We start from the raw sequence: 13,470 nt of genomic DNA on the forward strand, positions 1-13,470 counted from the left end.
GCGCGATTTATTGGAGGTTCTGATGCCCAAGGCCACGGTCACCCGCCTCACGGAGACGCCGAACCACAACGTCCTGACCGCGGAGTGCGCCAATCCGCGGTGCGATGAAGTCATCCATCGCACCGGCGGCCGCGGTCGACCGCGGGACTACCACGACGAGGACTGCCGTCGCGCAACAGCCGATGTGAAGCGGCGTCTCGAGTCACGCCTCGAGCACTACAAGGAACAAGTCGCGATCCTCAGCGAGCGCTACGCCGCCTACGAAAAGGCTCCCGGGATGGGTGAGACGAGCGAGCAAGTCGACGCCGGAGCGCTCACCCCCGATCAGATCCGGGCCGCCCGCGAGGCCGTCAGCAAAGTAGAGGGCGCTGCCCCTTTCCTCCGTAAGCACGATGGCGATTTTGCGGCTCAGTTGATCGAGCTTTTCGATGCTGTCGCTCCTGTCGTTCGCTCACATCTCTGATGACCTCGCTCCGAAGGCGCGAGCAACACCCATCAGCCTTGGTCCCACAACATCGACCTCGCCGTCGCGAAGCACGCGTGCTGGAGCAACACCGTCGAGCAGCGGATTGCGGCCCTGGAACCACGCCTGGATGACCGGTGCGGCGTCCTTCTCGCTGAGCAGCGTGGCTGCCTGGTAGGCGATTCGTAGACGTTCGATGACCTCATCCGGTGGTTCGCTTCCGTCAGCAGAGGCCGCCCAGACGCGCACGGTTCGCGTGTCAGTTACGGAGACCAGATAGGCAACCAGCTTGGCACCGAGCAAATCGCACAGACGCCGGACGAGCTCGGGTGTGTCCATGAGGTTGTCGTTCGGGTCGCCACCGGTGACAGGCTCCTGTGACTCGTGCTCCGTCTCACTGCGACTGCGGATCGCCCGGCGGAAGGTGGCACAGGCGGTCTCGTAGGCGGCGGTGTTGAGCCGCGAGAGCGGGATGCTGTCGTGGTCGTAGGTGCGCCAGATCATCCCGGCGACGAAGACCCAGAGGTGGCTGGGTGGCAGGGTGAACGTGGTGCGCGGATCACGATGACTGATCCACTCCAGATCGGTTCCGTGTGGCGCGAGGACGATGGTGCCTCCGCTCTCGTCGCTGTGCTCGTGGTCGTCCGGTAGGAAATTCATGGCTGCGAGTGGCTCGATGCCGGTGTTGAGGTAGTTGTCGAAGTTGTTCTGCGAGTGGGTGGTGGCTTCGACGTCGGCGGTGAGGATGCGGAGAGCCCGGTCGGCTCGGTCTAGTCCGGCGAGGATGTCGTCGGGTGTCGAGACACGGGCCCAGTGCTGCAGGATCTCGACGAAGATCGCCGCCTCCTCGGTGTGGTAGGCACCGTAGACCCGTTCCTCCACGGTGCCGTCGGCTGCGGGGATGTGAGCGGTGAACGCGAAGTCGCCGAACGGGCCGGGTGTGGTGAAGTCGAGTGTGACGCTGGTGCCGTCGGGCTGTGGGACATCGAAGACGGGTTGCGTCGTCTGAGGTTCGCCAGGGCTGCCGTGGTCCTCATTGGCAGTCATGTCGACCTCCTCCTCCATGGTGTCTCGGCTGCGCCGTCCCGGGCCGGGACGTCACTTGCCCATGGTGGCCGGTCTTGGTGTCCTGGCCGGGGTTCTCCACAGGAGCGAACTCTTCGGGAAGGCGGATGCTGCGGATCTGGACGGCGACGCTGATGGCGTCCTGGTCGTCGGTGAAGCATCGACAACGTGTGAGGTGCTCGTTCCTGGCGTCTATGGCGTCGGCGTGGGTGAGGTGGACGCTGAGGAGCTCTTCGCAGTCCCACAGACCCCAGACCTGTAGAGCGGTGGTCATGCTGTCCTCCTGTCCGCAGGCGTGCTGTCGTCGACGAGCTCAATCAGTGCATCGGTCGCGGCGGGTCCAAGTCGGCGGACGTAGGCGCGGTAGTGGGCGCGATCGTGGCGGCTGGGCGGGTGCTGCCAGCCGGGGCTGGTGTCGGTGTGTCCGTGCGCGTATTGGGTCCACAGCCAGGTGATGGCGTACTGCTGGCTGGTGGCGTGGCTGCCCGGCAGATGAATGTGCGCCCAGGGGCGGTACCAGCCTCGGCTGCGCGCAAGTCGCCGTACGTCGTCCTCACGGACCCGGTGGTCGATGAACGGGTCGAGGTCGTTCGCGACTCGAGCGAGCGCGGCGATGAACTCGCTGGAAGGCGCGAGCAGGTGGGCGCTGCAGGCACGGGCGGTCTTCGTTCCGAGCTCTGCCGGGAGCTCGAGGGCGGTGGCGGCATCCGCCCACGTCGCCGTACCCGGGTGTTGTCGGGCCAGGCAGAGGCTCACGAAGAGGCGCCCGGTGTGATCGGTGACGTCGAGCATTCGGGCGACGTGCTGGTTGTAGACGGCGGCCGGAAGGACTTGCGGGATCGCTGAGACCAGCAGGGGCTCGGGGTTGCGGTCGAGCAGGGTGGCGAGCCTGCGACGCGAGGCAGTGGCGGCCATGACAACCCGGGTCAGCAGTGGAGTCATCGTGGTGTGGTCGGCCAACCAGCCCAGCTGTCCATCGTTGGTTGCAGGGGTCAGTTCCGTCCACGGGGGCAGCAGATCGGCAGCCTCATCGAGGCCCGTGGCGCGCAAGATCTCGTCCGCTGCGGCAAGGGCCTGGCCGCGAAGTTGGAGGTTGGTCGGTGGGGCCAGTCCCCATCGGGCACCCTTCTCGCCGGCGCTGCGCTGACGGTCTGCGCGGGCAAGATCAGCCCACGACACGAGTTCCTCACCGCCAGGTGGGGCAGCGAGGTGCAGGAGGAGCACGGAAAGCGACTTGAGTTCCCGGAGGTAGTCGCGAGGTTCCATGAGGTCGCCGTGGACAGTGACGGGTCGGCCTTGGAGAGCGCCGTCGATGCGGCGTTGAGCGGCAAGCACCGCGGCAGGTGCCGCGATGCTGTCGAGTTCACTGAGGGGCTGTGTGCATCCACGTCCACGGGCTCCGCGGGGGTTCCCGCAGCGATCAGGGTCGGTGTCGACGGCGCGTATGGGTGTTCGGTGTGAGCGGAAGCGTCGTCCGCAGGTGGGGCAGTGATCGATGAGCCACAGGCGGTGTTCGGCGCAGGTGGTGACCCAGGGGTGGCGCCAGCTGAGCCGCCAGACACCGTCGCCTCGGAGGCACCTTGGGCACAGGGCGGTGCCGTGGGTTGGCGGCCAGCCGCGTGCGGCGACTCGACGCCAGGTGTTCTTGTTCGCGGGGTCGAGTCCGTCGGTGTCGATGCCGACGATGGTGGCCAGCGTGCAGCATCGCAAGGCGTCGGCGTCGAGTCCGGTCAGCGCAGCAAGATTCGCGACCAGCGGCTCTGCTGGAGCGATGGTCAGGAAAGCTGTGGGTGCGTCGGCTTCGAAGAGACGCTGGACAAGGACGGGATGAGGGAGCGCGTTCGCGGCTGCCAGCCGCTCGAGGTATCCGTCGAGTGCTTCTCCGACGACGGGTGCGATGGTGACCGGCAGCGGTGCCGGATTAACCAACATTGGTGTGCCTCGCTGCCAGTGTGAGCGTCTGTTGGGCGTCACGAGCGACGTCGACGGCGACGGCGACGAGGAGTTGGTGGCCGTACTCAATGAGGATGAGTCGATCCTCAGGGAGGAGCGCTCGATCGAAGGAGCGCAGTTCCCGTCTCATGCCGGCGTGGTGCGGGCTCAGGCCAAGCGTGCCGTGGGTGAGCTCGAGCCAGATCCACGCTGCTGCCAGCTTCTGGTTGCGGGTCGTGCGTGGCACGGCGGTGAGCGCGAGCGTCGAGGTCGGGACGGAATGCAGAGTGGTTAGGACAGCGCGGCGGTAGCGGTAGTCACGGATACCGGCGTGCGCGAGACGGTCGGTTTCGTGAGCAAGGATCCGCAGTCCCGCGGCGGTGTTGCCAAGGTGGTGGACATAGGTTGCGATCATGGGCCGCTTACGGGTGTCGCCGTACTGCTCGTCCAACTCGGCGACAGTAGGGCGTGCTCCGGTGGCTGTGTGGATGGCTTCGCGGCGCAGGGCTCGCGCGATGCCGTGGCCGAGGTCTTCTCCGGCCGCATCGACGTCCAAGGCCGGGTACCGGGGGTGGAGGTAGTCGGGGATCGCCGCCTCGGTGATCCCCGAGCCGCGGAGCTGATCGTGGAGCTCCGCGCGGGCTGCCGCGTCGTCGTCCTCCCGGGCTGGGGGCTCGCCGAGATGGGTCAGCGTGCGTTCGCCGATCAGGTCGCGGGTTGCCTGGACGGTCCGGCTGGCTGGCCAGGCGTGCTCGGCGAAGCCGGCGATCCAGGCGGGAGCCTGCCACGACCTGCCCGTGGTTGCGGGGCCGGTGGTGGTGGCGAGGTGAACGTGCAGACGCAGGAGACGCAGCAACCGCTGGCGGCGATCAGCAAGGCCGACAGCGGGCGTTTGCATTGATCGCAGGACAGCGTCCTGCATCTCCAGGGCGTGAACCGCGCCGTCGGCGCCTCCGCCGTCATCGAGGGGGGATTGGCATCTCGGGCAATGGCTGACCCAGACCATTCCGCTCCACAGGCTGCCTATCCCGCACGCGGAGCAGATGGTTCTGTCGCCGCGACGGAGCTCGATGCTGGCCGCCTTTCGGCCGTTCCGCCCAGCGAGTCGCTGAGGCAGCATGTGGGTGCGCAATCGTCGCGTAGGCAGCCCCAAGGTGCGCGCAAGGGCCCCGACTTGACGAACGGTGATCCGGTCGCTGACGCCGTACGGATAGAGGTTGTGGACAGGGATGCCGGTGGTCGTGCTGAGACGCCGCAGCATCGAGGGGATCGACTCGTCCGGGTACGGGTCGATGCTGACCGGGAGCCGCGTGGTCATCGGGGTGCCGTCACGGCCGCGGCTCGCCTGGCGGTCTTGGAGCGGGTCTGGTCGATCTGTGCGTCCTGTGCTCGCTGGCTCACCCAGATCGGGTCGAGGATGGCTCGGTCGAGGGGTGCACCGGTCTCGATCGCGACGGCGGTTGCGTCGATCAGCAGGCGGGTGGTGTCGCCGACGTACCCCTGGGTGCGTCGCCACAGGTAGCCCGCGTGGCGGGAGGAGAAGAGGCCTGGCTCCTCGTGCGGTAGGTACGGGAGGAGCAGGTCCTCACAGTTCTTCAGGAGTCGTTGCCATTGCGCGCGCCCCGTTGCCGTGTCGACCTCGTAGGGGGCGAGGGTGTGCTCGGAGAGCCGGCCCCGGATCTGGGGATCGCTGAGCACGTCTCCACCGGTCAGCTCCGCGCCGACGAGCACCAGGACGCCACCGACCTCGCCGAGTTCGGTGTTGAGGTGCTTGACCGCGTGCAAAGTGGCGCGGCCGGTGACCGAGGTGCTGCGGAGCATGTGGGCGTCGTCGAGGATGACGAGGCGTACGCCGTGGGTCTGGAGAGCCTTGACCGCGCGCAGCGCCAGCGTCCTTTCCACGCCGCTGGCCGGGTAGCCGACGAAGGAGAGGATCTGGGTGTAGAGGTCTTTGCTGCGCGACTCCGACAGCAGGGTGAGGTAGCAGACCGGGACCAGGTCTGCGGTGACCCCGGGCCTCGGCGTCCATCGGGGCTTGGTCGATCGGGTCGCCTTCGCCCAAGTTCGGTAACGGTCCTGTGCCCAGCTTTTGATGAGCGTCGACTTGCCGGCGGTGTACGGCGCCGACAGGGCCAGGATTGTGCGGGCGCCGGGCGGCTCGAGGAGCGCGGACTCCAGCGCGCGATCGATCGCGGCGGCGGTGGCGTCGTGCATGGGCGAGGAGACACGCTGCGCCCGCAGTGCAGCGCGCACCGAGTCGGCATAGCTGCTTCTACCCATCGGGTTCATGGTGTCTAGGTCATCGGCTGGGACCAGCTGCGGCGCGACAACCGTGACTTCGGTTGCCTGGTGGTGCCACATCTCGGCGTCCATCAGTCGCCACCCTCGTCGTAGTCCGGCCACTCTGCGTCGAGGTCGAACCCGTCGTCGGTGGCTGGGCGGCGCGGCCGGAGCGGCGTGACAACGCCGTCCTGGTCGCCGTCGAACATGGCTGCCGCTTCGGCAGCTTCGGCGTGGTCACGTTGGGCCTGTTCCCAACGCAGCCGTGCGGCGTACCCCTTGGCCCGTGCCTCCGCTGTTTCCTCCGGCGAGGTCAACTTGCCCAGCTCTGTGATGATCTGCCGCCACGTGGACTTCCGACTCAGGGCGGTGTTGCCGCCACGCTCAGCGATGCGCTCCAAAGCCCGCTCGTGCATCCAGTCACCCATCGGCATGTCCAGCAGGTGCCGAGCCTTCCACCCGATCTCGTGGATCCGGCCGGTCTCGGGATGCCGGAACCAGATCCGGGAGACGTCGCGAGGGTCGTAGTGGAACGGCGCCTTGCGGGAGTCGGCCTGGAAGGTGCCCTTGCGCACGTCACGGAAATCGGTGAGGACTGGGTCGTCGTAGACGAGGTTCTTGTACTCAACCCCCGCGTGTCCGATGGTCAGCCACCGAATCGGCAGGAACTGGTAGATCAGATCCGGGTGCTGCGGCACATGGAGACGACCGGTGACCTCGTGCATGGCGTCCCACATCTCCAGCGGCGTCAGCCGTGCCGACGGTGCTCCCGGAAGTACAAGGCCTTCGTGCCACGAGCGGTGGTAATCGAGGGCCACGAACCGGCGAAGGTGACGTTCGAGTTCACTGGCGGTCAACAGTGCCTCGCCGGTGGCATCGACCTTGCGACCGCGTTCGGCGACGTTGCGGCCCTTGAATCCGGGAATCGCTTGGTAGGCCCGCTGGAGGGTCTCGTGCCAACGCTCAACGTGAGGATTATCCGTCGGCTTGGATCCACGAGACAACATCAGGTCGATGCCGAAGTCGCGGAGCAGCCCGATGAAGTGCTCAGACAAGAAGACCGACCCGTGGTCGCAGCGGATCGAGGAAGGTCGTACGCCCGGCTTTACATGCACTCCCTGGAGGCTCTGACCAGGCGGAACGATCCGCTTCGGTGAGCGATGAACGGGAACGTTTGCGAGGTCGAGTGACTCGGGTACGCCGCACCAGCGCCAGTCATCCACCTCGGTGCCTTCGACCAGCATCGACATCGGCCGCATGACGTCGTAGAGCAGCAGCCCCGCCTCGAGTGCGTTCCCCGATCGGGGCGTGACCCGCAGGCCGACCACGACGCGAGTAGCGACGCTGATCGCCGTCAAGATCTCCACGCTGACTGGGCGCTTCCGCAACTCATCCCACACGAGGACGTCGGCGCGGGTGGCATCGATGGCTATGTGGCTTGGATGCATCGCGGGGAAGCTGGTGTGGGCGGACGCCTTGCGACGCAGATGTCGGGAGCGTTGCGCCCGCGTGGTTCTCCCGAGAGCGCGCTGCCGCTCAGACAGGTACTCCTGAAGCAATCTCTCGGGAACGCGTAGATCACCAATCCCCTCAGCCTTCATCTGCAGTCGGATCGCGGCCTCGATCGTGGTCGTGTTGACCTTCGAGACGTCACCGTCAAACCGCGCAAAAGCGTCATCAGCAATCCGGCGCACGCGCTCATCGAGTGCGTCGTAACCTTGACGTCCCTTGACTGCCCGCTTGTCGACGAGACCGCGCAATCCATGGTCACGCCAGTCGCGTATCCACTTCTGAACGGTGCTGGCACCGACAGCGGTGCTTCTCAGTTCGCCGTTCTGAACACGGGTGAGGACCTTGCGGTCGGAGCTGCGTTCATATGACAGTTGCCGGGCCATTGCCTCACAGCGTTGCGTTTCACTCAGGTCCGGATCACTGACGGTGGGGTCGGGCTCGGCAGGCTGAGCAAGGCGGCGATGGGCCCAGCGGTATCCAGTCAAGATCTCCTGGACTACCTCGAGCTTGACGAGAGCATCACGGCGCACTTCCTCAGGCAAACCCGACCACCACGGTTCAAGCGTGGCGAGATTCGGGCCGGCGCAGCCTCCCTCGACAGGACTGCCGATGATCTGGCCATAGGGCACTTCGCGTTTCGCGCCGGTGCTCGTTTCAACAGTGACGGAGTGCCGTCCCATCTCAGTGACGAGCAGGTAGCCATCCTCATTGAGGAGCCGACTTCCGACTTGGAGCTTGAGATTCAGTCCAGACATGCGTGCACCTCAGTCTCCGGGTGCAGGCGAACGGAGAGGGCGACCTCAAGGCGTCCACTCCAGATCAGGTGCCAGACGACTGCAGTTCTCTCATGGCCGCCCCGAAGCAGATCGCCCAGCTGGCACCCAGGTTCCGCCCCGCTCAAGATCAGGGGTTCCCAGGAGCTGGTCCACTCCGGCCGAGCGCGATAGCCCTGCAGCCACAGGAGGTTGTGGCGTTCGACCGGACCCAGCCCCGTGAAGACCTTGTGGCCCCAACCGACCTCCGTGCACGCTGCTCGAGTCGCCTCGGTCAGGCCTTCAAACTCTTCGGACTTGGCCTTTTCGGGCGACTTCACATTCCAGAGCGTCACCGTCCCCTCGGCGTCGCAAGTCAACAAGTCCGGGATGTGCCAGCGCCCGCTCCGTGGTGCTTGGCTCCACTCGATCTTGCAGGGCTGGCCCACTATCCACCTGACCTGTCGATCCCGATCCAGATCGCGGAGCAGGTCATGCTCGAGTCCAGACTCGACTCTGATGATTGTCTTGGTGGTGGCGCTGTATGCCCGCACAGGGATGTGCCTGGAAGTCGCGCCCGAGCTGGGGCGACGTACGGCTTCCAGCGTGTAGACGTCTGGGGCCCCGACGGACCAGTCCCAGGCGCCTTCGTGACAGCCAGTTTTGAAGTGCCAACGGACATCGTCGGATACAGCCCCTGCCATCTTGGCGGGGCTGCAGTTAGAATCAGTCAAGGACGATTCCCTCGCTTTCATGCGTGCCTCGGGAGTCGGCCATAGGAGGCGTACCCGTTGCACCGGGTGCGCCTCTGCTGCGTTCAGCTTCGGCGCGCCACCACCTGTCCGACCCTCAGAGCCTATGACGGCACCCGGGCTGCAGCAAGGGCTCTGGCGCACATTAGATGCCCTGCTCGCGGATCGCTTCCCATCGTCACTGCGATACTCCATCGAACAGCACTAGTGCATTCTTCTGGACTTTCGGCGAACCTATGGCGCTAAAGGTGCGCATGAGTGCACAATAAACGCCCACGCAAGAACCTGTTCGACGCAGGACTCCGCACCAAATCGTGCTCCTGGCGCGGAGACTCGCGGATATCAGCGAGGAGACCCATGCCTTGGACGAGGCCAAAAATGTGCAGACGGACGCGACCACTCGCAGGTGTGACAACCCCGAATGCGACTCACGGGTCCAGTGGACGGGTGGACGTGGTCGCCCCATGCTTTTCTGTTCATCAGCGTGCCGAAAACGCTGCATCAACTCAGCGAAGCGACTTCGGCAGGACGTGGAATCCATCGAAGCCCTGCTCGCCAAGGGCACATTCAAGTATCGCGAGGAGCGCCAGATGAAGGCGGAACTCTCACGCCTGGAATGGTTGCTCTCCGCCTACCCGGAATCCTGCGTCGTCAGCCGCGGCAACACTGGTCAGTAGTACTCGCGGACGTACCCGAGTGCCTTCTCGTAGACGTCGTTGTCGCGGATCTTGAACTGCACGTAGAGCGTCTGCCGCAGCGCCTTACGCACTTCCTGATCGCCAGCGATGGTCGACTGCCACCCGTCAAACCGCACGCCTCGAACAACCTCGTCGATACGGTCGACGACGTTGGCAACGATGATGGGGGTCTCGTCACCCTTGAGGGCCTCGAAGAGTTCGGTGAGCGCCGCCTTGCCCCTTTCCTCACGGGGAAGGAGCTCCTCGGCCTTCTCAGCGGCCACCGTGTCCTTGGCCAACTCCAGGAGCTCCCGCAGGAAATCCAGGCTCGACTGCTGGATGTCGGCGTACCGCTCGCGCAGGTCGTTGAGTCGCTGCCCGAGCTCGACGAAGACAGGGTTGTTGAGGTGACGAGCGATCCGGGCGGTGATCTGCTTTTCGATCTCTTCGACCGGCACGTCCTTGCGCCTGCCGGTCATCAGATCCTCGATCGTCTGGGCGTCGAGGACGATGGTTTCGTCGCCCTGGGGGATCTCGACGTGGATGTTCTGGTTGATCAAGTCGATGGTCTTAGCGCCGAGCGCGTGCCAGACGAGCCGCCCGGTGATGTCGGCGGGACGGACGGACTCATAAACGTCGGTGAGCCACTTGTAGTCGTCGCGGTAGGCCTTGAGCATCGGGTCGGGACTGAGCGCTTCCCACAACTGGGACACCATGCTGTACGCCGACCCGAAGTCGTCCTTCACGGTGTCGTCGGCGATGGCGGCCTGGGCTTGAATGAGCCCCTCATAGCCGCCCACGGAGCGATCGACGCCAGGGAAGAACGCGATCGCGGTGGCCATCGCCGGAGCCATCTGGCCCTTCAACTCCTCGATGTTGGAGATGATCTGCTGCACCGCGGTCTCGTCGAACGCGAGCGACTTGGCGACGTCGTCGAAGATCCCGAGATAGTCGACGATCAGACCATGCGTCTTGTGCGGTGGGTAGACCCGGTTGGTGCGAGTGATCGCCTGCAGGAGCGTGTGCTCCTTGAGCGGCTTGTCGAGGTACTGCGTCTGGAGGATCGGAGCATCGAAGCCGGTGAGCAGCTTCGCGGTCACGATGATGATCTTCAGCGGATCAGCGGGGTCGTTGAACCGCGCGACGACCTGTTCCAACTCCTCGGCGCCCGGAGTCCACTTGGCCCATTCGGCTGGGTCTGTGCGGGACTTGGACATCACGATGGTTGACGCCTCGGGGGAAAGCATCGTGTCGAGCGCTTCCTTGTACGCCACACATGAGGCCTTGTCGTAGGCGACGAGCTGCGCCTTGAAACCCTCCGGCTCGACCTTGGCCGTGAAGTGTTCGACGACATCGGCCGCGACCTGCCGGATGCGGTCCGGTGCCTTGATGAGCACCTCGATCGAGGCGGCCTTCTTCGAGAGGGTGATCTTCTCGCCCTCAGTCAGGTTCCGGTCAGCCGCCAGTTCCTCGAAGGCGGCGTCGATCTTCTCCTGGTCGAGGTGGATCTCCGAAAGACGTGGCTCAAAGTGCAGCGGCAGGGTTGCACCGTCACGGATGGAGTCCTGGAAGGTGTAGCGCGAAAGGTAGCCCCCCTCATCCTCGGCCGACCCGAACCACATGAACGTATTGCGGTCACGCTTGTTGATCGGCGTCCCGGTAAGCCCGAAGAGGAACGCGTTGGGCAGCGCCTCACGCATCTTCTGCCCGTAGTCGCCCTCCTGGGACCGGTGGGCCTCGTCGACCATCGCGATGATGTTCTGCCGGTCGTCGAGCACACGCGACGCTTCACCGAACTTGTGGATCGTGGTGATGATGACCTTGCGCGCACCTTGGCTGAGCAGGGTCTGGAGGTCCTTGCGCGAGTCCGTTGACACCAGACCGGGTACGTCCGAGGCGTTGAACGTGCCGGTGATCTGGGTGTCCAGGTCGATGCGGTCCACGACGATCAGGATCGTGGGGTTGGTCAGCTCCGCCATCGCGCGCAACTTCAACGCGGTGAACACCATCAATAGGGACTTGCCTGAGCCCTGGAAGTGCCAGATGAGTCCCTGCTTGATCTTCCCGTGCAGAACCCGCTCAACGATCAGGTTGGTGGCCTGGAACTGCTGGAACCGAGCGATGACCTTGATCTTGCGGTGCTTGGAGTCAGTCGCGTAAATCGTGAAGAAGCGCAGGAAGTCCAACACCGCGGCCGGTTTGAGGACACCGTCCACGGCATCCTTGACGACCTCGAGACCGACCTTTGCGGGCGCATCGGGGTCGGCCTCCTCCTCGCGCCACGGCCCCCACAGCTCAACCGGCATTCCGACCGTGCCGTAACGGAAGTCCTTGCCCTCAGTCGCGAACGAGAAGACATTGGGCACGAAGAACTGCGGCACACTCGCTTCGTAGTCGTCATGCACCTGCGCGGCGCCGTCGATCCACGAGTACGCCGCACGGATCGGCGTCTTCGCCTCGCCGACCACCAGCGGGAAGCCGTTGCACCACAGCACCAGGTCGAACCGCTTGCCGACCCGGCCGATCTGGAACGTGACCTCTGTCGAGATCATCCACTGGTTCGACGAGTCGTCGTCAAGGTGATCGAAGTCGATCAGCCGGACCGTGGTGTGCTCTCCGTCAGGGCCGAACGGCATCGACTTCTGACCGGTCAGCCACGCCATGAACTCCTCGTTGGCGACGACCGGGCGCGGAGTCGTGCGGGCCGAGATGAGGATCGCCCGCAACGTGTGGATGACCTCGTCGGCCTTTCTCGGGTCCACCGCGATCTCGGGGTTCAGCCGGATCAGCGCGGCCTTTACTGCGCCCTCCAGCAGCACCTCGTCGGGACGGCGCGGAAGCTCTTGGCCCGGCACGAACTGCACTTCGATCGACTTTACGAGGTCGCGGACGAAGTCGCGGACTGAGTTCGCCTCGTTGAACAGGGCCATCAGTCGCTCCCAAAGGTATGGGTCAGAAGCGCTCCACGCACGACGTTGAGGCGCTCTGCTTCGTCCCGAAGCGCCGCAACGGCGCTGGTCATTGCCTCAAGCCGATCCACACGCTCTTGCTGCTCATCAAGTGACGGCAGGCGCACAGGCATCTGGGAGGACCGAAGCGCACTGATGTGCTTGATGTTGGTTCCGCCTGCCACTTCGAGAAAGGCACCGGACTCGTAGGCCCACATGCACCAGTGGAATACAAAGCCCGGGACGCAGACGCCGAAGACGGCGCGGAGCCGAAGCAAGGTCATCTGGAAGCAGATCGGACCTGGGAGCTCGTCTGCCCACCGCGCAGGCATGCCGACAGCCGACGCGCTCGCACTTCCCTCACTGACAAGCACGTCTCCAGGGCGAAGACGGAAGCGCTCTTGCTCATCGGGCTCGTAGTTCATTTGCTGGACGTCCGAGAGATCAAGCGTTCCGTACCCGACGTTGGCGGACCGCAGGTACCGAGTCATGTGCGCGCCCGCCGCGCGGCCGGGAGTGCGGCGCACGCCAGTGGAGAACTCGAAGGCCTCACTCGCCCTGACCGCTTCGAAGGCCGGGTCATCGACGAACCGGGCGCGAGCAATCCTCAGAGCGACCGATGCAGTCTCAACGTGGACTCGCAATCCAAGGTGGTGGTTCTCGATGGCCCAGAGGAGGTCGCCGATGCGCTTCTGCTCGTCGAGGGGTGGAAGGTCGAACTCGAAGTCGGCGAGGTCACGCCAGTTGGTGCGCGGGGACAGGGAGCCCGCCGAAGTGTCGAGGGCGTGGTCGAAGAACTCGTTGGACTGGACGAGGAACGGCAGGAACTCTCCGAGCATCTGGGTCTCGTCTGCCTCGAAGGTGTAGATGTCACCGGAGCAGACGGCATCGAACTCGGCGTAGGCAACCTTGCGCTGGTAGGCGCGGCGCTTGCCGAACAGCGTCTGACCCGGCTTCACGCGGCGGGTGAAGGTGGTGCCGTCCTCGGTCGACCCCCAGCGGCCGATCTTCAACTCCCCGGGGTCCATGTGTTCCATCGCGATGATCCGGTCCACACCTGCCGCGTCGAGGTCGCGGACCGTCTCGTTG

General features: G+C 65.1%; 11 protein-coding genes. 2 read left to right on the plus strand and 9 right to left on the minus strand.

Features of this window, described 5'->3' with window-relative positions:
• Positions 1-22: 22 nt before the first annotated feature.
• Positions 23-463 carry a hypothetical protein gene (locus tag BJ980_RS11445; protein WP_179502407.1) on the plus strand — a complete coding sequence of 147 codons (441 nt, stop codon included), beginning with the start codon at positions 23-25 and terminating at the stop codon, positions 461-463.
• Here the strand turns inward: BJ980_RS11445 and BJ980_RS19010 are convergent.
• The 7 genes from BJ980_RS19010 to BJ980_RS19590 are packed head-to-tail and all read right to left on the minus strand — an operon-like array spanning position 452 to position 8,951.
• The gene (locus tag BJ980_RS19010; RefSeq protein WP_246279962.1) at positions 452-1,510 is read right to left on the minus strand and encodes a hypothetical protein; all 1,059 of its coding nucleotides are present in this window, start codon (positions 1,508-1,510) and stop codon (positions 452-454) included. The genes BJ980_RS11445 and BJ980_RS19010 overlap by 12 nt on opposite strands.
• On the minus strand, positions 1,497-1,802 hold the full coding sequence (locus BJ980_RS11455; RefSeq protein ID WP_179502408.1) for a hypothetical protein: 306 nt from the start codon (positions 1,800-1,802) through the stop codon (positions 1,497-1,499). The genes BJ980_RS19010 and BJ980_RS11455 overlap by 14 nt, the downstream gene beginning before the upstream one ends.
• Positions 1,799-3,460, minus strand: coding sequence for a TniQ family protein (locus BJ980_RS11460; protein ID WP_179502409.1), 1,662 nt, complete (start codon positions 3,458-3,460; stop codon positions 1,799-1,801). Before BJ980_RS11460 ends, BJ980_RS11455 begins: the two co-directional genes overlap by 4 nt.
• Positions 3,450-4,778, minus strand: coding sequence for a hypothetical protein (locus BJ980_RS11465; protein WP_179502410.1), 1,329 nt, complete (start codon positions 4,776-4,778; stop codon positions 3,450-3,452). The genes BJ980_RS11460 and BJ980_RS11465 overlap by 11 nt, the downstream gene beginning before the upstream one ends.
• A complete protein-coding gene (locus BJ980_RS11470; protein ID WP_179502411.1) occupies positions 4,775-5,833 on the minus strand; it encodes a TniB family NTP-binding protein in 1,059 nt (352 codons plus the stop codon). The genes BJ980_RS11465 and BJ980_RS11470 overlap by 4 nt, the downstream gene beginning before the upstream one ends.
• Positions 5,833-8,007: an integrase gene (locus BJ980_RS11475; protein WP_179502412.1), complete on the minus strand. Its 2,175-nt coding sequence runs from the start codon at positions 8,005-8,007 to the stop codon at positions 5,833-5,835. Before BJ980_RS11475 ends, BJ980_RS11470 begins: the two co-directional genes overlap by 1 nt.
• Positions 7,995-8,951, minus strand: a complete 957-nt coding sequence (locus tag BJ980_RS19590) for a TnsA-like heteromeric transposase endonuclease subunit (RefSeq protein ID WP_425490316.1) — start codon at positions 8,949-8,951, stop codon at positions 7,995-7,997. The genes BJ980_RS11475 and BJ980_RS19590 overlap by 13 nt, the downstream gene beginning before the upstream one ends.
• Positions 8,952-9,286: 335 nt before the next feature.
• Here BJ980_RS19590 and BJ980_RS11485 point away from each other — a divergent pair, with 335 nt between their 5' ends.
• A complete protein-coding gene (locus BJ980_RS11485; RefSeq protein WP_179502414.1) occupies positions 9,287-9,433 on the plus strand; it encodes a hypothetical protein in 147 nt (48 codons plus the stop codon).
• On the opposite strand, the gene BJ980_RS11490 is transcribed toward BJ980_RS11485, so the two are convergent.
• Positions 9,427-12,363: a type I restriction endonuclease subunit R gene (locus tag BJ980_RS11490; protein WP_179502415.1), complete on the minus strand. Its 2,937-nt coding sequence runs from the start codon at positions 12,361-12,363 to the stop codon at positions 9,427-9,429. The genes BJ980_RS11485 and BJ980_RS11490 overlap by 7 nt on opposite strands.
• Positions 12,363-13,436 (minus strand): restriction endonuclease subunit S, encoded by a 1,074-nt coding sequence (locus BJ980_RS11495; protein WP_179502416.1) that lies wholly within the window; start codon positions 13,434-13,436, stop codon positions 12,363-12,365. The genes BJ980_RS11490 and BJ980_RS11495 overlap by 1 nt, the downstream gene beginning before the upstream one ends.
• Between the last annotated feature and the right edge of the window lie 34 nt (positions 13,437-13,470).

Source organism: Nocardioides daedukensis (assembly GCF_013408415.1).
GTDB lineage: Bacteria > Actinomycetota > Actinomycetes > Propionibacteriales > Nocardioidaceae > Nocardioides > Nocardioides daedukensis.